Genomic DNA, 20,876 nt, shown 5'->3' on the forward strand with positions numbered 1-20,876 from the left:
TGGGGGGTGGGCCGGCGGCAACCGCCCCGCGTGGCGGCGGCGGACGTGCGGGCGCAGCAATTCTTTCGGCCGGTTTGCACTACCTTATGCCCTACCTTCCCGGGCGCCGAGGCGCCTTCCCAGAGACAGTAATGAGCCTGAAGACACTGAACCCCTACGACCTGTTCGATGTGCGTTCGCTGCTGAGCGAGGAAGAGCGCGCGGTGCAGGATTCCGTTGCCCGTTTCACCGACGAGCGGGTCATTCCGATCATCGGCGACTGTTTCGACCAGGGCCGCTTCCCGAGCGAGCTGATCGGCGAGATCGCCGACATGGGCCTGCTCGGCAGTTCGCTGCCGGAGCAGTACGGGGGCGGTGGGCTCAACGGTGTCAGCTATGGCCTGATCTGCCAGGAACTGGAGCGCGGCGATTCGGGCATCCGCAGTTTCGTCTCGGTGCAGAGCTCGCTGTGCATGTACCCGATCTACGCCTACGGCTCGGAAGAACAGCGCCTGCGCTGGCTGCCGGACATGGCACGCGGCAAGGTGATCGGCTGCTTCGGCCTGACCGAGGCGCACGGCGGTTCGGACCCGGCCAGCATGAAGACCCGCGCGGTGAAGGACGGCGGCGACTGGGTCATCAACGGCTCCAAGATGTGGATCACCAACGGCCCGGTGGCCGATATCGCCATCGTCTGGGCCAACACCGACGAGGGCGTGCAGGGCTTCGTCATCGAGAAGGGCACCCCGGGCTTCACCGCCCAGGAGATCAAGCACAAGATGAGCCTGCGCGCCTCGGTGACCGGTGCGCTGTTCTTCGACAACGTGCGCGTGCCCGATGCCAACCGCCTGCCCAACGTGAAGGGCCTCAAGGGCCCGCTGGGCTGCCTGACCCAGGCCCGCTACGGCATCACCTGGGGCCCGATCGGTGCGGCCATCGCCTGTCTGGACGAAGCGCTGGCCTACACCAAGGAGCGCATCCTGTTCGGCCGCCCGGTCGCCGCCACCCAGAGCGCGCAGATCAAGATGGCCGACATGGCCCGCCGCATCACCGCCGGCCAGCTGCTGGTGCTGCAGCTGGGCCGCCTGAAGGACGCCGGGCAGATGCAGCCGCAGCAGGTCAGCCTGGCCAAGTGGAACAACTGCCGCCTGGCCATCGACATCGCCCGCGAATGCCGTGACCTGCTCGGCGGCGCCGGCATCACCATCGAGCACGGTGCGATCCGCCATGCGCTGAACCTGGAGTCGGTGATCACCTATGAAGGCACCGAGACCGTGCACCAGCTGGTGATCGGGCGCGAGCTGACCGGCATCAACGCGTTCTGATCGCGGGCGAAGCGCCGCGCGGACGCGGCTGGCAACCGCATTGCCGCCGGGGCGGGTTCCGGCGGCAACGTGAACGCCGCCCCACCCCGGCAGATGCCGCCGGCCTGTTGCCGGTGGGCGCCATCGGCAACAATATGCCCCCTTGATCCCGTCCTATCGGGCCACGTTCGACGCCGTTCGATCCGCCGCCCGGCCGTGCCGCCCTGTCGGCCAGTACCTACCGAGAGACCGTGAAGACACCCCAACAATTGCAGGCACTGATCGACGACGGTGTCATCGAAGAAGTGCTGCGCCCGCTCAAGAGCGGCAAGGAAGCGGCCGTTTACGTGGTCCGCAGCGGCGGTGAAGTGCGCTGCGCCAAGGTCTACAAGGACATGGCCCAGCGCAGCTTCCAGCAGCGCGTGCAGTACCAGGAGGGTCGCAAGGTCCGCGGCTCGCGCGAGGCCCGGGCCATCGGCAAGGCCAGCAAGTACGGCCGCAAGCAGCAGGAAACGGCGTGGAAGAACACCGAGGTCGACGCGCTCTACCAGCTGCGCGAAGCCGGGGTGCGGGTACCCGAGCCGTTCGGCTATTTCCACGGCGTGCTGGTGATGGAGCTGGTCACCGATGCCGAAGGCTTCAGCGCCGCGCGCCTGGGCGAGGTGGAGCTCGAGGCCGAGGAGGCGCGCCAGTTCCACGCGGTGCTGGTGCATCAGGTCAAGCTGATGCTGTGCTGCGGGCTGATCCACGGCGACCTGTCGCCGTACAACGTGCTGGTCGGCCCGGACGGCCCGATCGTCATCGATTTCCCGCAGGTGGTCAGCGCCGCCGGCAACAACGCTGCGCGCACCATGTTGCTGCGCGACGTCAACAACCTCACCGCGTTCCTCGGGCGCAGCGCGCCGGAACTGCTGGACACCTGGTACGGCGAGGAGATGTGGGAGCTGTTCCAGGCTGGCGAGCTGCAGCCGGACACCGTGCTGACCGGGCAGTACACCCCGGACATGAGCAGCATCGATCTGGACAGCGTGCGCCACGCCATTAACGACGCCCGCGAGGAAGCGCTGATCCGCCAGCAGGGCCGTGAAGCGGCCGAGCAGGACGACGACTGAGCCGCTGGCCGGCCGTCAAAACCGCGACGCGGGAATGCTGCAAATACCGTCGGCCGGGTTGTGGAACCCGGCCGATCGTGTGTGCGGCGGTGCCGCGTTGGCCGGCGGGCGGCGCGCCGTGGCACCCTGCGCGTTCCGCTATCCGGGCTTGGGGGCTGCAGTGAACTTGCTTGAGGGTGTGCGCGTGCTGGACCTGTCCCGCATCCTGGCCGGGCCTTGGGCCACGCAGGTGCTGGCCGATTTCGGTGCCGATGTGATCAAGGTCGAGCGCCCCGGGGTGGGTGATGACACCCGCAGCTGGGGGCCGCCGTACCTGAAAGATGCCGCCGGCCACGACACCGGCGAATCGGCGTACTACCTGTGCGCCAACCGCGGCAAGCGCTCGGTGGCGATCGACTTCACCACGCCCGATGGGCAGGCGCTGATCCGCGAACTGGTTCCCCGCTGCGATGTGCTGGTGGAGAACTACAAGGTCGGCGGGCTGGCCCGGTACGGGCTGGATTTCCCGCGCCTGCAGACGCTGAACCCGAAGCTGGTGTACTGCTCGATCACCGGTTACGGCCAGGATGGCCCGTACGCGCAGCGCGCCGGCTATGACGCGGCGATCCAGGCCATCGGTGGACTGATGAGCGTGACCGGTGAGCCCGACGGCGCGCCCGGCGCCGGTCCGCAGAAGGTGGGCGTAGCCGCGACCGACCTGATGACCGGCCTGTATGCGGCCACCGCGATCCTGGCGGCGCTGCGCCATGCCGAGCGCACCGGCATCGGCCAGCAGATCGATCTGGCGCTGCTGGACACGCAGGTGGCCTGGCTGGCCAACCAAGCCTCCAACTACCTGGTCGGCGGCGTGGTGCCGGAGCGGCAGGGCAGCGCGCACCCGAACATCGTGCCCTACCAGGTGATGCCGGCGGCCGATGGCTATTTCATGCTGGCAGTGGGCAACGATGGCCAGTTCGCGCGCTTGTGCGAGGTGATCGGCCAGCCGCAGCTGGCGGCCGATCCGCGCTATGCGACCAACAATGCACGGGTCGCCCATCGCGATGCACTGGTGCCGCAGCTGCAGCAGTGTCTGCGCGCGCGTCCGGCCGCGCAGTGGCTGGCGCTGTTGGAAAAAGCGGGCGTGCCGGCCAATCCGGTCAACCGCATCGACCAGGTGTTCGATGATCCGCAGGTGCGGGCGCGGGGGCTGAAGATCGAGCTGCCGCATGCCGGTGGTGGCCGCGTGGCGATGGTGCGCAATCCGCTGAAGTTCTCCGCCACCCCGCTCCAGTACACGCAGGCCGCGCCAATGCTGGGGCAGCACACCGCACAGGTGCTGAAGGAAATTCTCTCACTCGATGCCGGGCGCCTGGGGCAGTTGCAGGCGCTCGGGGTGCTCGGCGGCGGGGAGTGAACCGCGCACTCCGGCCGCCAAGGGCCCTGCGCCCGCCGGATTGTCCGCGCGCGCTACTGGCCGCCGGGAAAACCGTGCTGGCGCCAGGCCTCGAACACCACCACCGCCACCGAGTTGGACAGGTTCAGGCTGCGGTTGTTGGGCTGCATCGGCAGCCGCAGGCGGCGGCCGTCGGGCAGCGAATCCAGCAGGTCCTGCGGCAGACCACGGGTTTCCGGGCCGAACAGGAACGCATCGCCATCGGCGAAGGCCACGCTGTCATAGCGCACGCTGCCTCGGGTGCTCATAGCGAACAGGCGCGTGGGCGCGATGCGCGCCAGCGCGGTCTCCAGGTCCGGGTGGACCTGCAGCTGCGCGTATTCGTGATAGTCCAGGCCGGCGCGCTTGAGCTGCTTGTCACTGAGGTCGAAGCCCAGCGGCTCGATCAGGTGCAGGCGCGCGCCGGTGTTGGCGCAAAGCCGGATCACATTGCCGGTGTTGGGCGGGATCTCGGGCTGGTAAAGCAGGACATCGAAAACGGGTGCGGAAGTCATCGGCGCAGTTTACGCCGCCGCAGGCAGGGCCTGGCGTGTGGCCGGCTCAGCGGCCCAGCAGATCGGCGGCGACGTTGATGGCCAGCGACTGCAGGCTCAGCGAACCCGGGCGGATGTGCAGGGCCGGCACGGCGACCACCCAGTGACCCAGCGCGGTGGCCATCGCCATGGTGGTGGCGTGGACGCGGTTGTCGTGTGCGGTCTCGGCGGCCAGCGCGTCGCGCTGTTCGCGGGTCGGGCGCACCTGGATGGCGGCCAGCGTCACCATCGGCTGGGCGGCGGCCAGTTCGGCATTGCGTTCGACGATCTGGCCGGCGGTCGGGCGGACCTGCACCGCGCTCAGGGTGGGGATGGCGCTGGTGCGCTCGTGTTCGGCCTGGGCCAGCTGGTCGGCACTGGGACGCACCTGCACGGTTTCCAGGGTGGGGATGTCGGAAGCCTGGACCGAAGCGGCAAACGCGGTGCCGGCGGCAAGGGCGATGGCAATGGCGATGGACTTGGTGTTCATGGCAGGACCTATTTGGTGTGTGTGAACAGCGGTGTGGTAGTAATGTAGTACACCATTCCTCGTGCTGCAAGAAATTTCTTGCTTTCCGATGTATGGTTCAGCGTTTGCTCAGGTTTGCTTCGGGACTGGCTGCGCTGCAGTGAGAACAGAGCAGGCTGCATGCCAACTGCATCTCATTGATATGGCTTGGTTTCTCGTGGATGCGCGGTGTCCGTTGTCCGGACACTGGCCGTGCCGGGGGTGTCCACCGCGGACGCGGTGGCCGGGAAACGCCGCTATGACCGATGGGCGGTGTGGCGACTTCGGGGCCCGGTTAGCATCGGCACTCACATTCATGCCCAAGGAAAGAGGAATGAACGCAGCTGTTCCCCGCACCGCCCTGCTCACCCTGGCGTTGAGCGCCGCCCTCGGAGGATTCGTCGGCGCGCCTCTGGTCGCCGAAGCCAAGTCCGCGCCGGTCGCGGCCCCGGCGGTGGATATCCCCTACGAACAGTTCACCCTGCCCAACGGCCTGCGGGTGGTGGTGCACACCGATCGCAAGGCGCCGATCGTGGCGGTGAACATCTGGTACCACGTCGGTGCCAAGGACGAGCCGTCCGGCCGCACCGGTTTTGCGCACCTGTTCGAGCACCTGATGTTCCAGGGCAGCGAGAACCACAGCGGCGAGTTTTTCGAACCGTTCAAGCAGGTCGGCGCCACCGACCAGAACGGCACCACCAATACCGACCGCACCAACTATTTCCAGAACGTGCCGACCACCGCGCTGGACATGGCGCTGTGGATGGAGTCCGACCGCATGGGCCACCTGCTCGGTGCGATCGACCAGGCCGCGCTCGATGAACAGCGCGGCGTGGTGCAGAACGAGAAGCGCCAGGGCGAGAACCAGCCCTATGGCCAGGTGTGGGACAAGCTGACCCGCGCGCTGTATCCGGCCGGGCATCCGTACCACCACGGCGTGATCGGTTCGATGAACGATCTCAATGCCGCCTCGCTCGATGACGTGAAGACCTGGTTCCGCACCTGGTACGGCCCGAACAACGCGGTGCTGGTGCTGGCCGGCGATATCGATGTGGCCACCGCCAAAGAGAAAGTCGCCCGCTACTTCGGCGATATCCCGGCCGGTCCGAGCATGGCCCAGCCGAAGGTGGATGTGGCGCAGCGTCCGGCCAGCACCCGCGAGGTGATGACCGACAAGGTGCCGCAGGCACGCATCTATCGCGCCTGGAATGTGGCGCAGCTGGGCACGGCCGATATCGACCAGCTCGGGCTGCTGGCCTATGTGCTGGGCGGGGCCAAGTCCTCGCGGCTGGACCAGCGCCTGCTGCACAACGACAAGCTGGTGGACAACATCACCGCGATGGCCGACGCCTCGCAGCTGGGCTCCAACTTCCTGATCATGGCCACGGTCAAGCAGGGCGTGGACCCGGCCAAGGTGGAGGCGGCCATCGATGAGGAACTCAAGCGCCTGATCGCCGAAGGCCCGAGCGCCGACGAACTGGAGCGCGCCAAGGTGCAGTCGCGTTCGGGTTTCGTGCGCGGGATCGAGCGGATCGGCGGCTTCGGCGGCAAGGCCGACGCGTTGGCCGAATGCACGGTGTACGAAGGTGATCCGGGCTGCTTCCGCACCTCGCTGGCCAACATCGACAAGGCCACCGCCGGAGACCTGAAGGCGGTTGGCGCGAAGTGGCTGGGCGTGGGCGACCACACCCTGGTGGTCACGCCCGGCGCGCGGGTGGCGCTGGAGGAACTGCCCTCGGGCAAGCCGGCGCCGTTCAACGTGCCGGCGGTGGACCCGAAGTACACGGCACTGCCCAGCCAGGTCGACCGCAGCGCCGGCGTGCCGCAGACCACGAGCTTCCCCGAGCTGAAGTTCCCGCAGTTGCAGCGCGCCACGCTGAAGAACGGCACCCGGGTGGTGCTGGCCGAGCGCCATGACATCCCGGTGGTGCAGTTCAGCTATGAGTTCCCGGGGGGCTTCACCGCCGATCAGGGACGCAAGCCGGGCACCGCCAACTTCACCATGGGCATGCTCGATGAGGGCGCCGGTTCGCGCGGCGCGCTGGCATTCGCCGACGCCGCCGAGGCGCTGGGCGCGCGCATCGGCGCCGGCGCATCGTTGGACGGCGCCAGCGTGTTCCTGTCGGCGCTGAAGGAGAACCTGGCCCCGTCGCTGGCGCTGTATGCCGACGCGCTGCGCGCGCCGCGCTTCGACCAGAACGAGATCGACCGCATCAAGGCGACCTGGATCGCCGGCATCCAGCAGGAGAAGGCGCAACCCAACGCGGTGGCCATGCGCGTGCTGCCGCCGCTGCTGTACGGCGCCGGTCACCCGTATGCGATTCCGTTCACCGGCAGTGGCGACGAGGCGGCGATCGCCGCGCTCGGCCGCGAGGACCTGGTCGGTTTCCACAAGGCCTGGGTGCGTCCGGAAGCGGCCACGCTGATCGTGGTCGGCGACACCACGCTGCAGGAGATCGTGCCGCTGCTGGAGCGCCAGTTCGGTGACTGGAAGGGCGAAGGCGCCGCGGCCAGCGTGGCGGCACCGGCCCCGGTGGCCCGTCCGCAGGGCGCGCGCGTGTACCTGATCGACCAGCCCGGCGCGGTGCAGGCCAACCTGTTCGCCGGCCAGGTCGTGCCTTCCACCATGGATACGGGAGCCACCCGCTTCGATATGGCCAATGGCGTGCTCGGTGGTGATTTCACCTCGCGTCTGAACATGAATCTGCGCGAGGACAAGCACTGGTCCTACGGTGCGCGCAGCATGGCCAGCCCCGCCCTGGGCCAGCGGCCGTGGATGGCGGTGGCGCCGGTGCAGATCGACAAGACCGCCGAGGCGATGAAGGAGATGCACGCCGAGATCGCGCAGTTCGCCGGCGGCCAGCGCCCGCCCACGGCCGGGGAGGTCACCCGCATCCGCAACATCCAGACGCTGAGCCTGCCCGGCGCCTATGAGACCGGCGCGGCGGTGATGAGCACCATCGGTGGCATCGTCCGTTACCAGCGCCCGGATGATTACGTGTTCAAGCGCAAGGCCGAGATCGAGGCGATGACCCCGGCGCAGGTGGCGCAGGCCGCCGGCACGCTGGATCCGGCCGCGCTGACCTGGGTGGTGGTGGGGGACCTGAAGCAGACCGAAGCCCCGGTGCGTGCCCTGAACCTGGGCGAAGTCACCGTGATCGATACCGAAGGCAAGCCGGTGGCCGCCACGGCCAGGTAAGTTCCACGCAGCCCACGCCATGGCCCGCTCCGCAGTGGAGCGGGCCATGGATCATGACGGGTTCATTCATTCACGGCACAATCCGTTCCGTTATCTACAAGGAACTGTCCATGCGTATCGTGTTTCTGTCTGTCCTGATCGCCAGCACCGCTGCCTGCACCTGGGTGCCGATTGAATCTTCAGGCAAGGCGGTGCGCGTGCTGCCGGCCGGTCCGGTCGCGCCGGGGTGCGTGACCAAGGGCGAGATCGTGGTGTCGGTGAAGAACAAGGTCGGTTTCTACAACCGCAACCCGCTGCGTGTGCAGGAAGAGCTGGAAACCCTGGCCCGCAACGAAGCGCCCAGTGCCGGTGCCAATGCGGTGCAGGCGACAGGGCTGCCGGCCGATGGCAGCCAGCGCTTTGCCGCCTACCAGTGCCCGCCGCGCTGAGTGCGGCAACTGTCCGTGAGCCGGTGATTTCCCGGCTCCGCGGCGCGCAGGCACGTGGTCCCGGTGCCTGCCAGCGCGCCGGAGGGCTCCATACGGCGGGCCGTTTATTTGTAAAGATGCGGTAAAAAGGCGCAGAGGCTAGAATAGCGCCCCCTTCGCCTGAGTCTTGGCGCTTTCCGATGCCTTTCCAGAATGTCTCGATCGCGGGACTGGCGCATATTGATGCGCCGCATACGCTGACCTCCAAGGAAATCAACGAGCGGCTCCAGCCCACGCTGGAACGCCTGGGGATCCGTGCCGATGTGCTGGGCGATATCGCCGGCATCCACGCGCGCCGGCTTTGGGACCAGGGTACGCAAGCCTCTGATGTGGCCACCCTCGCCGGTCAGAAGGCGCTGGATGATGCCGGCATCACCGCCGACAAGATCGGCCTGCTGCTCAACACCTCCGTCAGCCGTGACTACCTGGAGCCGTCGACCGCGTCGATCGTGTCCGGCAACCTGGGCATCGGCGAAGACTGTGTCACCTTCGACATCGCCAACGCCTGCCTGGCCTTCATCAACGGCATGGACGTGGCCGCGCGCATGCTCGAGCGCGGTGATATCGATTACGCACTGATCGTCGACGGCGAAACCTCGAACCTGGTCTATGAAAAGACCCTGGAGCGCATGATGTCCCCGGACATCACCGCCCAGCAGCTGCGCGACGAAGTCGCCGCGCTGACCACCGGTTCCGGTGCCGCGGCCATGGTGCTGGCACGCTCGGAGCTGGTGCCCGATGCGCCGCGCTACAAGGGCGGCGTGACCCGTGCGGCCAACGAGTGGAACAAGCTGTGCGTGGGCAACCTGGACCGCATGGTCACCGACACCCGCCTGCTGCTGATCGAAGGCATCAAGCTGGCCACCAAGACCTTCGAGGCCACGCGCGAGGCGCTGGGCTGGGCGGTGGAGGAGATCGACCAGTTCGTGATCCACCAGGTCAGCCAGCCGCACACCAACGCCTTCATCAAGGCCTTCGGCATCGACCCGAAGAAGGTGATGACCATCTTCGGCGAGCACGGCAACATCGGTCCGGCCTCGGTGCCGATCGTGCTGAGCAAGCTGCGTCAGCTGGGCAAGCTCAAGAAAGGCGACCGCGTGGCGCTGATGGGTATCGGCTCGGGCCTGAACTGCACGATGGCCGAAGTCGTCTGGTAAGCCGGCACGGCGCAGACGAAACACAGGGCCGGTTCTGCCGGCCCTTTTTCCAGGTGCGATGTGATGAACAAGTTCCCCGGCTATCCGAGCCACACCCACCGCTTCGAGGTCCGTCCCGGGCTGTCGATGAACTACATCGACGAAGGCCCGCGCGATGGCGAGGTGGTGGTGATGCTGCACGGCAACCCGTCGTGGAGCTATCTGTGGCGCCATCTGGTCAACGGCCTGAGCGACAAATACCGCTGCATCGTGCCGGATCACATCGGCATGGGCCTGTCCGACAAGCCCGATGACAGCCGGTACGAGTACACGCTGCAGTCGCGCGTGGATGATCTGGACGCGCTGCTCACGCACCTGGGCATCACCGGTCCGGTGACGCTGGCGGTGCACGACTGGGGCGGCATGATCGGTTTCGGCTGGGCGCTGTCGCACCACGCGCAGGTCAAGCGGCTGGTGATCACCAATACCGCCGCGTTCCCGCTGCCGGCCGAAAAGCCGATGCCGTGGCAGATCGCCATGGGCCGGCACTGGAAGCCGGGCGAGTGGTTCATCCGTACCTTCAACGCGTTCTCCGCCGGCGCCTCGTGGCTGGGCGTGAGCCGCAGGATGCCTGCCGAAGTGCGCCGTGCCTATGTCGCCCCGTACGACAGCTGGGCCAACCGCATCGCCACCATCCGCTTCATGCAGGACATCCCGCTGTCACCGGCCGACAAGGCGTGGTCGCTGCTGGAGCGTGCCGCTGCGGCGCTGCCGTCTTTCGCCGACCGCCCGGTGTATATCGCCTGGGGCCTGCGTGATTTCTGCTTCGACCACCACTTCCTGGCCGGCTTCCGCAAGGCCTTGCCGCAGGCCGAAGTGACCGCGTTCGAGGATGCCAACCACTACGTGCTGGAAGACAAGCACGAGGCCATCGTGCCGGCGGTGCGTGCGTTCCTGGAGCGCAACCCCCTGCGCTGACTGCCCGATGACAACCCCGCCGGACTTTGCGCTGCGGCGGTTGGGCCCGGCAGCGCTCAGGCGGCGATCGGCGGCTGTGGCGGTGAGGATGGCGTGTTGCCGTTGTCGTCCGGCTGTGGACCGTCATTGTCGGCCGCATCGCGCCAGCGCCAGTCGGCCAGGGTCAACGGGGCCAGCCCATGGGCGGCGCGCGCGCGATCACACTGCGCGCTGACCTGGCCGTATTCCCACGACGCATCGACTTCGCGACAGACGCTGGGACGGCTGGGGTGAATGGTGCAGCGCGAATACTCGCCAATGCGCGCATCCAGCGCCACGCAGCGGATCGGGTCCGAATAGGTGCCCTGCATGCACAGCCGGTGCGGGTCCAGGCGCTGGGTCAGCGCGTGTGGCACGCCGCCTTCGCTGGCTTCGTCCGATTCCATCCAGTGGAAGGCGACGCGGTACTGGGCGCAGCAGGCGCCGCAGCTGAGGCAGGGATGGGGCATGGGAGCCGGCCTTGGGGCGGCGATGCGGGTGGGGAAGCTGGAGGATTTTCCATGCCGCCGTTCCGCGCGCAAGAAATTTCTGCAGCGGTGACAATATGCCGATGAACGATTCCTGCAATATCGCCGCGCGCCTGCCCGAACTGGCGCGTGAACGGCCCGACCAGATCGCCATCCGTTGCCCGGGCCGGCCGGGCCCCGACGGCATGGCCCGCTACGACGTCACCCTGGATTACCGCACGCTCGATGCGCGCAGCGATGCCATCGGCGCCGGGCTGGCGGCCTATGGCGTCGGCCGCGGTGTACGCGCGGTGGTGATGGTGCGGCCGGGGCCGGAGTTCTTCCTGCTGATGTTCGCGCTGTTCAAGATCGGTGCGGTGCCGGTGCTGGTGGATCCGGGCATCGACAGGCGCGCGCTCAAGCAATGCCTGGACGAGGCGCAGCCGCAGGCCTTCATCGGTATCCCGCTGGCGCATCTGGCGCGGCTGCTGCTGGGCTGGTCGAAGTCGGCCACGCGGCTGGTCACGGTCGGCACGCGCTGGGGCTGGGGCGGCACCACCCTGGCCCGGCTCGAAGCGGCCGGGACCGGCGCCGGCAGCCAGTTGGTGGCCACCGCGCCGGAGGACACCGCGGCGATCCTGTTCACCAGCGGCTCGACCGGCGTGCCCAAGGGCGTGGTCTACCGCCACCGCCATTTCCTCGGCCAGATCGAGCTGCTGCGCAACGCCTTCGGCATGCAGCCCGGCGGCGTCGATCTGCCGACCTTCCCGCCGTTCGCGCTGTTTGATCCGGCGCTGGGCCTGACCTCGGTGATCCCGGACATGGACCCGACCCGGCCCGGCAGTGCCGATCCACGCAAGCTGCATGACGCCATCGCCCGTTTCGGCGTGACCCAGCTGTTCGGCTCGCCGGCGCTGATGCGGGTGCTGGCCGAGTACGGCCAGCCGCTGCCGACGGTGACCCGCGCGACCTCGGCCGGGGCGCCGGTGCCGCCGCAGACCGTGTCCAAGATCCGCGCGCTGATGCCGGCCGACGGCCAGTTCTGGACGCCCTATGGCGCCACCGAATGCCTGCCGGTGGCGGTGATCGAAGGCCGTGAGCTGGAGGCGACCCGCGCGGCGACCGAAAGTGGTGCCGGCACCTGTGTCGGCGCGGTGGTGGCGCCCAACCAGGTGCGCATCATCGCCATCACCGATGAACCCATCGCCAACTGGAGCGGTGTGCGCGAACTGCCCGTGGGCGAGGTCGGCGAGATCACCGTGACCGGGCCCACCACCACCGACAGCTATTTCAACCGGCCGCAGGCCACCGCCGCGGCCAAGATCCGCGAGGTGCTGGCCGACGGCAGCGAGCGCATCGTGCACCGCATGGGCGATGTGGGCTGGTTCGATGCGCAGGGGCGGCTGTGGTTCTGCGGGCGCAAGACCCAGCGCGTGGAAACCGCCACCGGGCCGCTGTACACCGAGCAGGTCGAGCCGGTGTTCAACACCGTGCCCGGCGTGCGTCGCACCGCGCTGGTCGGCGTGGGGCCGCTGGGCCGGCAGGTGCCGGTGCTGTGCTACGAACGGCTGCCCGGCAGCGAGGCCGCCGCCATCGAGCAGGCGCTGCGCGCACTGGCGGCAACGCAGCCCAGGCTGGCCGGGATTGGCCGGTTCCTGCAGCATCCGGCGTTTCCGGTGGACATCCGCCACAACGCCAAGATCGGCCGCGAAAAGCTCGCGGTCTGGGCGGCAACCCGATTGAAGGAGCGCGCATGAAGATTCTGGTCACCGGCGGCGGTGGATTTCTCGGTCAGGCGCTGTGCCGGGGCCTGGTCGCGCGCGGCCACGAGGTGCTCAGCTTCAACCGCGGCCATTACCCGCAGCTGCAGGCGCTGGGCGTGGGCCAGATCCGCGGCGATCTGGCCGATGCCAATGCGGTGCACCACGCCGCCGCCGGCGTCGATGCGATCTTCCACAACGCCGCCAAGGCCGGCGCCTGGGGCAGCTATGACAGCTACTTCCAGGCCAATGTGGTTGGCACCCGCAACGTGCTGGCCGCCTGTCGTGCGCATGGCATCGGGCGTCTGGTCTATACCTCCACGCCGAGCGTGACCCATCGCGCCACCCATCCGGTGGAGGGGCTAGGCGCGGACGAGGTGCCCTATGGCGAGGATTTCCAGGCGCCGTACGCGGCCACCAAGACCCTCGCCGAGCAGGAAGTGCTGGCCGCCAACGGCGCCGAGCTGGCCACCGTCGCGCTGCGGCCGCGGTTGATCTGGGGGCCGGGCGACAACCAGCTGGTGCCGCGTCTGGCACAGCGGGCCAGGGCCGGGCGCCTGCGTTTTGTCGGCGACGGCAGCAACAAGGTCGATACCACGTTCATCGACAATGCCGCGCAGGCGCACTTTGATGCGTTCGACCATCTGGTGGTCGGTGCGGCCTGTGCCGGCAAGGCCTACTTCATCTCCAATGGCGAGCCGCTGCCGATGCGCGAACTGCTCAACCGGCTGCTGGCTGCGGTGGGCGCGCCGGCGGTGGACAAGACGATCTCGTTCAAGGCCGCCTACCGCATTGGCGCGGTCTGCGAAAAGCTGTGGCCGCTGCTGCGGCTGCGTGGCGAGCCGCCGATGACGCGTTTTCTGGCCGAGCAGCTGTGCACGCCGCACTGGTATTCGATGGAGCCGGCGCGCCGCGATTTCGGCTACGTGCCGAAGGTGTCGATTGAAGAGGGGTTGCGTCGCTTGGCAGCGGCGACCACTGCCGGTTGAGCTGCGTCGTCATGCCGCTATCACGTCGCGATCACCGTGTCGCGACCGCCGGACATGGAAGATGCACCGCGTGTCCAAACAGCGGAACTTTCCCATGCTCCATTACGCCGTCGTCTTCTTTGTGATCGCCATCATCGCCGCGGTACTGGGCTTCAGCGGTATCGCCGGCGCTGCCAGCAATATCGCGTGGATCCTGTTCGTGGTGTTCCTGATCCTTGCGGTGATCTCGCTGTTCCGCAAGAAAGTCTGATCGCACGATCGCCCTGCACGACGACGGCCCGCCCGGGTGACCGGTGCGGGCCGTTTCTTTTCCTTTATCCGGCGGGCCGCGGTCGTTCGCGGCAGATCACGCTCTTGCCCTCGGCACCGTACGGCCTAGGCGGTCACGATGCGGGCGATAGGGACCAGGCGGTGATGGCGCGCGGCGCATCACCGGCCTGATCGCCTGTGGTCAGGCCAGGGCGTTGATCGAGCTGCTCAGGGCCTTGTCCGCGGCGTGGCGTTCCAGCGCCAGTTCGATCAGCCGGGTGATCAGCGCGGTGTAGCCCAGCCCGCTGGCCCCCCACAGCTTGGGATACATGCTGATCTTGGTGAAGCCGGGCAGGGTGTTCAGCTCGTTGATGACCACCTCACCGCTCGCGGTGAAGAACACGTCCACCCGCGCCATGCCGATGCAGTCCAGCGCCTGGTAGGCGCGCACGGCGATCTGGCGGATACGCTCCTGCGCATCGGCGCTGATATCGGCCGGGATCACCGTCTCCGCGCCGCTGGCGCTGATGTACTTGGTGTCATAGGCATAGAAGTCGTCATGCACCACCACTTCGCCGCAGACGCTGGCTTCGGGGACCTCGTTGCCGAGCACCGCACATTCGATCTCGCGACCGGCAATCGCCGATTCCACCAGCACCTTGTGGTCGAATGACAGCGCCAGTGCCAGCGCGGTGGCGAACTCGGCGGCGTTGCGCACCTTGCTCACGCCCACCGAGGAGCCCTGGTTGGCCGGTTTGACGAACAGCGGCGAGCCCAGCTGGGCGACCAGCGTCTGATAACTGGCCTGCGCGACGCTGACCCGGTTGAAACAGGCAAACGGCGCCACCGCCAGTCCGGCATCGCGTAGCAGGCGCTTGGCCACATCCTTGTCCATCGCCGCGGCCGAACCGAGCACGCCGGGGCCGGCAAACGGCAGGTTCAGTGTACGCAGCAGGCCCTGCAGGGTGCCGTCCTCGCCCAGGGTGCCGTGCACGATCGGGAACACCACATCCAGCTGCGGCACCTGGCGGCCATCGGCGGCCAGCAGCTGGCCGTGCTCGGCGCCCGGCAGCACCGACAGTACCGGGCCGGAGGTATCCAGCGCGATGCGCTTGGGGTCCTCGGCGTTGTGCAGGAAATTGGCCGCATCGCACAGGTGCCACAGGCCCTGCTTGTCGATGCCGATCAGGCTGACGTCGAACCGGTCCTTGTCCAGCGCATCGAAGATGTTTTTCGCCGATTGCAGCGAGACCTCGTGCTCGGCCGAACGACCGCCGAAGATGATGCCAACCCGGGTCTTGCCCATTGCCTGTGTGCTCCTGCCGCTTGTGTTGAAGGGAATATGCATAGCATGAACCTTCCGGCGTCCGCCTGCGCGGGCGCGTGGCGGTTATCTGTCGATTAATCCACGTGCGGCGATGCGCTTGCGCGGGCAGGTAGAATGCCCGCCATGCCTGCATCCCCCTTCAATGTGATCAAGCCGCTGGCCGGCCGTGCGCTGGAAGTGGCGCTCAACCGTGCACTCGCGCTGGACCCGGATACCCGCACCGCATTGGCCCCGCTCGATGGCCAGCGCATCGCCCTGACCCTGGAATCGCCGTCGCTGGCGATGCAGATCGGAGTCAGCGGCCAGCGCCTGACCGTCGGCCCGGTGGACCCCTCGCTGGAGCCGGACCTGGCCGTGCGCAGCACCCTGGGAGGTGTTCTGGCGCAGCTGCCATTCCTGGCCAATGCGCGGCGCGGCAACAGCGCGCCGGCCGGCCGGGTGAAAGTCTCCGGTGACGCCGAGCTCGCCCGTCGCCTGCAGCAGCTGGCCATGCGCTTCGATCCGGATTGGCAGCAGCCGTTCGTCAAGGCGTTCGGTGAGGTGCTGGGGGTGCAGATCGCGCAGGCCCTGCGCGCGGCGCTGGCACAGGCCCGCCGCAGTGCCAGGGATCTGGCCGAGACCGCCGCCGAGTATGTCACCGAGGAATCGCGTGATGTGGTGGCCCGCGCCGAACTGGAGGCCTTCCATGACGATGTGGACGTGATCCGTGACGACGTCGAGCGCATGGCCGCGCGCGTCGCGCGCCTGCGCCAGCATCCGGGAGGTGCCGCATGAAGGCGACCCGCGCCATGTTCCGCGCCAGCCGCATCGGCCGGGTGATCCTGCGATACCGTCTGGACGACCTGCTTGATGGCACTCCGGTCGAGCGCTGGCTGCGTGTGGCCAAGCCGTTCGTGCCGCGCGCCAGTGCCGATATCGCCTCACAGTCGCGCGGTGCCCGGCTGCGTCTGGCGCTGCAGGAACTGGGACCGATCTTCGTCAAGTTCGGGCAGATCCTGTCCACCCGACGCGATCTGGTCCCGCCGGATGTCGCTGTCGAGCTGACCCTGCTGCAGGACCGGGTCAAGCCGTTCGATGGGGAGCAGGCATTGCGGATCGTCGAGCAGGCGCTGGGTCTGCCGATCACCGAGGCCTTCGCCAGCTTCGACACCACACCGCTGGCCTCGGCCTCGATCGCGCAGGTACACGCGGCAACCCTGGACGACGGCCGCCAGGTGGTGGTCAAGGTGCTGCGCCCGGATATCGAAAAGCAGATCGCCGGTGACATCGCCCTGCTCAAGTCGCTGGCTGCCCTGGTTGAACGCACCCATCCGCGCGCCGACAAGATCCGTCCGCGCGAAGTGGTGGCCGAGATCGAGACCACGCTGGCGGCCGAGTTGGACCTGCAGCGCGAGGGCGCCAACGCCAGCGTGCTGCGTCGCTTCTGGGAAAACTCCGACGACCTGTACGTGCCGGAGGTGATCTGGAGCCACACTGCCGAACGCGCGCTTACCCTGGAGCGCGTCTGGGGCATTCCCTCTGACGACATCGTGGCGCTGGACAAGGCCGGCATCGACCGCAAGGCGTTGGCGGCCAAGGGCGTGCGGGTGTTCTACACGCAGGTGTTCCGCGACAACTTCTTCCATGCCGATGCGCACGCCGGCAACATCTGGGTCGACATCGATCCGGCGCGCCGCGACAACCCGCGCTTCATCGCGCTGGACTTCGGCATCATGGGCCAGCTCTCGGAAGAGGACCAGTTCTACCTGGCCGAGAACTTCATGGCCATCTTCAACCGCGATTACCGCCGTATCGCCGAGCTGCACCTGCAGGCGCAGTGGATGCCGGCCACGGTGCGCATCGATGAGCTGGAGGCCGCCGTGCGCGCGGTCTGCGAGCCCTACTTCACCCGGCCGCTGTCGCAGATTTCGCTGGCCGAAGTGCTGATGAAGCTGTTCCGCACCGCCCAGCGTTACCAGCTGACCCTGCAGCCGCAGCTGATCCTGCTGCAGAAGACCTTGCTCAACATCGAGGGCGTAGGCCGCCAGCTCGACCCCAACCTGGACATCTGGGAAGTGGCCAAGCCGGTGCTCGAACGCATCCTGCGCGAGCGCTACAGCCCGCGCCGCGCGCTGAAGGAGCTGCGCAAGCGCCTGCCGGAAATCATGACCCAGGCCCCGGACATGCCGGCGCTGCTGCACAGCTGGCTGCGCCAGCAGGTGGAAGGCAAGCATGAGCTGGCGATGCGCTCGCAGGACATCGTCACGCTCAATGACACGCTCAAGCGCATGCAGCGGCGCGTGATTACCGCTGTGACCGGAGTCGGGCTGGTGGTGGTGTCGGCGCTGCTGTACGGCTTGCAGGCCGGTGGCCCGCAGCTGGCGTCCATCCCGGTGTGGTCGTGGATCACCGGGGGTGTTGGCGTGTTGGCATTGGCGTCGGCGTGGCTGCGTCGATGAGCGAGGCGCTGGAGCAGGCGGTGGAACCGGTGGTTTTCGAGCCCTTGCCGCTGCTGTACGAAGACCCGTGGCTGGCGGTGGTCAACAAGCCGGCCGGGCTGATGGTCCACGGCAGCAAGCTCGCGCGTGGCGAGGATGACTTCCTGGCCGACCGGCTGCGCGAGCAGCTGGGCAAGCCGATCTTCCTGGTGCACCGGCTGGATCGCGCCACCAGCGGCTGCCTGCTGCTGGCCTTCGACCGCGACAGCGCCAGCGTGCTGGGCAAGGCGCTGATGGGGGGCGAGGTGGAGAAGGATTATCTGGCCGTATGCCGCGGCTGGCCGGCCGAAGCGGCTTTTACCGTCGATCACGATCTGGATGGCGGCCCCGGCAAGCCGGTCAAGAAGCCGGCCATCACCCATTTCCAGAAACTGCTGGAAGGGGAACTGCCGATTCCGTCGGCGGGCTTTCCGACCTCGCGCTATGCGCTGCTGCGCTGCCAGCCGCAGACCGGGCGGTTCCGCCAGATCCGCCGGCACCTCAAGCACATGTTCCACCACATGATCGGCGACACCAGCCATGGTGACGGCCGGCACAACCGCAGCTTCCGTATGCAGGGCGTGCACCGCATGCTGCTGCACGCCGAGCGCCTGGCCTTCCCGCATCCGCAGGACGGGCGCCGCATCGAAGTACACGCCCCGCTGGATCGTGAGTTCCAGAAGGCGCTGGACCTGTTCGGCTGGCAGCTCGGCCAGGCCTGACGCGCCGCCGGCGCTACGCGGGGCCGGCCGGTGTAGCCCGTATCTCTCCGCTGCTTTGAGCTGCCTGGCGGGCCAGGGCGGCACGCTTCGGGCGCTGGCATGACAGCCGAAAGGCCAGCCGCCGCTCCGGCGGCCTTGCCGACCGGCCGGAGTCATCGTTCGGCCGTCGGCATCGGCAGCGGCGCCGCACCGGGGCCGCTGCCGCGTCGCGTTACAGCGCGGCGCCTGCCGCGGCCTGTTTCTCGGCCCTGACGCGTTCCAGCAGTTCGGCCACTTCGGCGTTGTCGGGCGCGGCGGCATGCAGGCGCTCGAGCAGGACCCGTGCCTGTTCCGGTTTGTCCTGCCGGTAGAACACCTGGGCCATGCCCTGCATCGCGTCATGGTCGTCAGGCGAGAGCTCCAGCGCCTGGCTGAAGGCGGCATGGGCACCGTCGGTATCGTCCAGCCGCAACAGCGCAAAGCCCAGCCCGCTGGAGGCATCGGAACGGGCCCCGGGCATCTGGCTGGCGGCGCGGAAGCTGTTGCGGGCCAGCTCGTTGTTCGCCTGCCGCAGATGCACCCAGCCTTCGGCCACATGCGCCGAATAGTCCAGCGGCTGCACGCTGTGCAGTTCGCGCAGGGCGGCGGCATATTCCTGCTGGCGGAACAGGCGGCGGGCGCGCTCGTTGGCCAGCTGGCGCGGCGTCCGGTCATGTTTGACCGAGCCATCGAACTGGCGGGTATCGACCGTGCCGTGCTTTTCCAGATAGTCGCGCACGTTGGCGGCGCGGTGCAGGCCCAGGTAGCAGTGGATGTACACGGTGCCGGGGGTGTTGATCGCGGTCTCGGCGGCGGCGCGCGAGTTGCGCTCGTAATCCTCACCGAAGCGCTGGCCGAGGATGCTGCCCATCGGGAAGTTGTGCACTTCGATGCCCAGCTCCGCCGCGCGCTTCTTTTCCTCCTCCAGCAGCACCGCCTCGTAGGGGACCTTGGGGTTGAGCAGGCTGATGATGGTGGTCACGCCTTCGTCCTTCAGGCGATCCATGTCGGCTTGCACCGGATACGGGCCGAACACGAAGCGTGCCGACGTCACCGACTGTTGTGCGCGCCAGGGCTGCACCACGAAGCTGGCCGGATTCAGCAGAACCCAGACGCCCGCACCAAAACCGAGCAGGCCCACAACAGCGAGCGCAGCCAGCCATTTGTTCCTTGTGGACTTTTTCATTCCCTCTCCCCGGGACTGCACTGACTGGATGTCAGTGCTTGTTGTGACGATTGTCACGAAATTCCGACATTTTTCCAACGGACCGTCATCGTGGCCAGTTTCGCGGCCTGCCGGCGGGACGTCCCGGCTTGCGGCGCGTCATGCCCGGTGGGGGGGATCAACGACGTATCGCCAACGGCCGTGCCTGCAATGTTGCACCGCACAGGCGCGCGGCGCGCTCAAAACAGGAAGCAGGCCGTAGCCTTGGTTCTTCAGCGGATCGCAGTGCCGAAGGCACGCGGCGGTGTCCAATCCATCCGGCAACGCCGCTGCGGGCGGCTGTCGACCCCGGCTCAAAGGCGTTGCTCGGGCCGTGTCATGTGCCGGGCGGGACAGCGGGCCTTCGACCCGACGCACCCGCCAGCGAACACCGCGCGGGAACTACCGGGCAGCTTCGGATTCCTGGATGATCGCGTCCAGATCCTGCTCCAGATCCGCCAGCAGTGGCGTCATCTTCTGCTGCATGGCCAGCATCAGGTTCTGCATCAGCTGCGGGGTCTTGTCGAGCAGGCTTTGCCCGGCCGGGCTCTCGTAGAACTCGGCCATCGCCAGCACGTCCTCTTTCGAGAACGACTTCTTGTAGAGATCCACATACATCGGGCGCATCTGCGACCATGACAGCGCCTCGCGCAGGGTCTGCGAGGTGCGCTGCTGGATGCGTTGCACGCGCGCCTTCTGCTCGGGGGTCAGCGCCTGCCCGGCGGTCAGCTGTGCGAACTGCTGGGACTGCATGGCTTCCATCTGCGGCAGCATCGCATCGAGCATGGTCTGCGCCCGCGAGGCGGCAAGCAGACGGTTGATGTCGCCATCACTGGCGGGAGTGGCCAGTGCCGGTACGAGGCCGGCCAACACCAGGCCGCTGGCCAACAACAGGCGGAAGCGCAGGTAGCGTAACGGGCGATGGCCGCGCATGGATCGTCCTCTGCTCTGGGTGGAGCGCAGAGCTTACCCGACGCTCCCTCCCGGCCGTCCAGATGGGCGATTTCTGCGCAATCGCCGGCCTTGCCATTTATTCGGT

Annotated in this window: 19 protein-coding genes; 13 read left to right on the top strand and 6 right to left on the bottom strand. The window is 67.8% G+C overall.

What is annotated here, in order from left to right; all coding sequences use genetic code 11:
* Positions 1 to 131 precede the first annotated feature (131 nt).
* The 3 genes from ACVOMC_RS01260 (at position 132) to ACVOMC_RS01270 (ending at position 3,788) form a co-directional block, all read left to right on the top strand.
* Positions 132 to 1,304 carry an acyl-CoA dehydrogenase family protein gene (locus ACVOMC_RS01260; protein ID WP_481522527.1) on the top strand — a complete coding sequence of 391 codons (1,173 nt, stop codon included), beginning with the start codon at positions 132 to 134 and terminating at the stop codon, positions 1,302 to 1,304.
* Between the two features lie 230 nt (positions 1,305 to 1,534).
* Positions 1,535 to 2,395, top strand: a complete 861-nt coding sequence (locus ACVOMC_RS01265; protein WP_057505525.1) for a PA4780 family RIO1-like protein kinase — start codon at positions 1,535 to 1,537, stop codon at positions 2,393 to 2,395.
* Positions 2,396 to 2,555: 160 nt separating this feature from the next.
* On the top strand, positions 2,556 to 3,788 hold the full coding sequence (locus tag ACVOMC_RS01270) for a CaiB/BaiF CoA transferase family protein (RefSeq protein WP_481522528.1): 1,233 nt from the start codon (positions 2,556 to 2,558) through the stop codon (positions 3,786 to 3,788).
* A 53-nt stretch (positions 3,789 to 3,841) separates the two neighbouring features.
* On the opposite strand, the gene trmL is transcribed toward ACVOMC_RS01270, so the two are convergent.
* Positions 3,842 to 4,321 carry a tRNA (uridine(34)/cytosine(34)/5-carboxymethylaminomethyluridine(34)-2'-O)-methyltransferase TrmL gene (gene trmL, locus ACVOMC_RS01275; RefSeq protein ID WP_481522529.1) on the bottom strand — a complete coding sequence of 160 codons (480 nt, stop codon included), beginning with the start codon at positions 4,319 to 4,321 and terminating at the stop codon, positions 3,842 to 3,844.
* A 46-nt stretch (positions 4,322 to 4,367) separates the two neighbouring features.
* Entirely contained in the window at positions 4,368 to 4,829 is a 462-nt protein-coding gene (locus tag ACVOMC_RS01280; RefSeq protein ID WP_481522530.1) for an XAC0231 family protein, read from the bottom strand.
* 352 nt (positions 4,830 to 5,181) lie between these two features.
* On the opposite strand from ACVOMC_RS01280, the gene ACVOMC_RS01285 reads away from it, so the two are divergent.
* The 4 genes from ACVOMC_RS01285 to ACVOMC_RS01300 all read left to right on the top strand — a co-directional run bounded on the left by ACVOMC_RS01285 (position 5,182) and on the right by ACVOMC_RS01300 (position 10,627).
* Positions 5,182 to 8,046 carry a M16 family metallopeptidase gene (locus ACVOMC_RS01285; protein WP_481522531.1) on the top strand — a complete coding sequence of 955 codons (2,865 nt, stop codon included), beginning with the start codon at positions 5,182 to 5,184 and terminating at the stop codon, positions 8,044 to 8,046.
* A 110-nt stretch (positions 8,047 to 8,156) separates the two neighbouring features.
* The gene (locus ACVOMC_RS01290; RefSeq protein WP_054659906.1) at positions 8,157 to 8,474 is read left to right on the top strand and encodes a DUF4156 domain-containing protein; all 318 of its coding nucleotides are present in this window, start codon (positions 8,157 to 8,159) and stop codon (positions 8,472 to 8,474) included.
* Between the two features lie 179 nt (positions 8,475 to 8,653).
* Positions 8,654 to 9,670, top strand: coding sequence for a 3-oxoacyl-ACP synthase III (locus ACVOMC_RS01295; protein WP_054659904.1), 1,017 nt, complete (start codon positions 8,654 to 8,656; stop codon positions 9,668 to 9,670).
* A 63-nt stretch (positions 9,671 to 9,733) separates the two neighbouring features.
* Positions 9,734 to 10,627, top strand: a complete 894-nt coding sequence (locus tag ACVOMC_RS01300) for an alpha/beta fold hydrolase (protein WP_481522532.1) — start codon at positions 9,734 to 9,736, stop codon at positions 10,625 to 10,627.
* Positions 10,628 to 10,683: 56 nt separating this feature from the next.
* Here the strand turns inward: ACVOMC_RS01300 and ACVOMC_RS01305 are convergent, their stop codons facing one another.
* Positions 10,684 to 11,115, bottom strand: coding sequence for a YkgJ family cysteine cluster protein (locus ACVOMC_RS01305; protein WP_481522533.1), 432 nt, complete (start codon positions 11,113 to 11,115; stop codon positions 10,684 to 10,686).
* 101 nt (positions 11,116 to 11,216) lie between these two features.
* Here ACVOMC_RS01305 and oleC point away from each other — a divergent pair, with 101 nt between their 5' ends.
* The 3 genes from oleC to ACVOMC_RS01320 all read left to right on the top strand — a co-directional run bounded on the left by oleC (position 11,217) and on the right by ACVOMC_RS01320 (position 14,111).
* Entirely contained in the window at positions 11,217 to 12,869 is a 1,653-nt protein-coding gene (gene oleC / locus ACVOMC_RS01310) for an olefin beta-lactone synthetase (protein WP_481522534.1), read from the top strand.
* Positions 12,866 to 13,861 (top strand): 2-alkyl-3-oxoalkanoate reductase, encoded by a 996-nt coding sequence (gene oleD / locus ACVOMC_RS01315; protein ID WP_481522535.1) that lies wholly within the window; start codon positions 12,866 to 12,868, stop codon positions 13,859 to 13,861. The genes oleC and oleD overlap by 4 nt, the downstream gene beginning before the upstream one ends.
* A 94-nt stretch (positions 13,862 to 13,955) precedes the next feature.
* A complete protein-coding gene (locus ACVOMC_RS01320; protein ID WP_083468499.1) occupies positions 13,956 to 14,111 on the top strand; it encodes a DUF1328 domain-containing protein in 156 nt (51 codons plus the stop codon).
* Positions 14,112 to 14,312: 201 nt separating this feature from the next.
* Here ACVOMC_RS01320 and ddlA read toward each other — a convergent pair whose 3' ends face one another.
* Positions 14,313 to 15,416, bottom strand: a complete 1,104-nt coding sequence (ddlA, locus tag ACVOMC_RS01325) for a D-alanine--D-alanine ligase (protein ID WP_481522536.1) — start codon at positions 15,414 to 15,416, stop codon at positions 14,313 to 14,315.
* A gap of 144 nt (positions 15,417 to 15,560) precedes the next feature.
* On the opposite strand from ddlA, the gene ACVOMC_RS01330 reads away from it, so the two are divergent.
* Genes ACVOMC_RS01330 through ACVOMC_RS01340 form a run of 3 tightly spaced genes read left to right on the top strand, consistent with a single transcriptional unit; the run spans position 15,561 to position 18,615 of the window.
* A complete protein-coding gene (locus ACVOMC_RS01330) occupies positions 15,561 to 16,211 on the top strand; it encodes a ubiquinone biosynthesis accessory factor UbiJ (RefSeq protein WP_481522537.1) in 651 nt (216 codons plus the stop codon).
* Positions 16,208 to 17,875, top strand: a complete 1,668-nt coding sequence (ubiB, locus tag ACVOMC_RS01335) for a ubiquinone biosynthesis regulatory protein kinase UbiB (RefSeq protein ID WP_481522538.1) — start codon at positions 16,208 to 16,210, stop codon at positions 17,873 to 17,875. Before ACVOMC_RS01330 ends, ubiB begins: the two co-directional genes overlap by 4 nt.
* Complete coding sequence (locus tag ACVOMC_RS01340) at positions 17,872 to 18,615, top strand: pseudouridine synthase (RefSeq protein ID WP_481522539.1); 744 nt, start codon at positions 17,872 to 17,874, stop codon at positions 18,613 to 18,615. The genes ubiB and ACVOMC_RS01340 overlap by 4 nt, the downstream gene beginning before the upstream one ends.
* 211 nt (positions 18,616 to 18,826) lie before the next feature.
* Here ACVOMC_RS01340 and ACVOMC_RS01345 read toward each other — a convergent pair whose 3' ends face one another.
* Complete coding sequence (locus tag ACVOMC_RS01345; protein ID WP_481522540.1) at positions 18,827 to 19,819, bottom strand: tetratricopeptide repeat protein; 993 nt, start codon at positions 19,817 to 19,819, stop codon at positions 18,827 to 18,829.
* Between the two features lie 420 nt (positions 19,820 to 20,239).
* Entirely contained in the window at positions 20,240 to 20,770 is a 531-nt protein-coding gene (locus ACVOMC_RS01350) for a DUF2059 domain-containing protein (protein WP_054659542.1), read from the bottom strand.
* Between the last annotated feature and the right edge of the window lie 106 nt (positions 20,771 to 20,876).

It is taken from the genome of Stenotrophomonas sp. STEN014 (assembly GCF_056760315.1).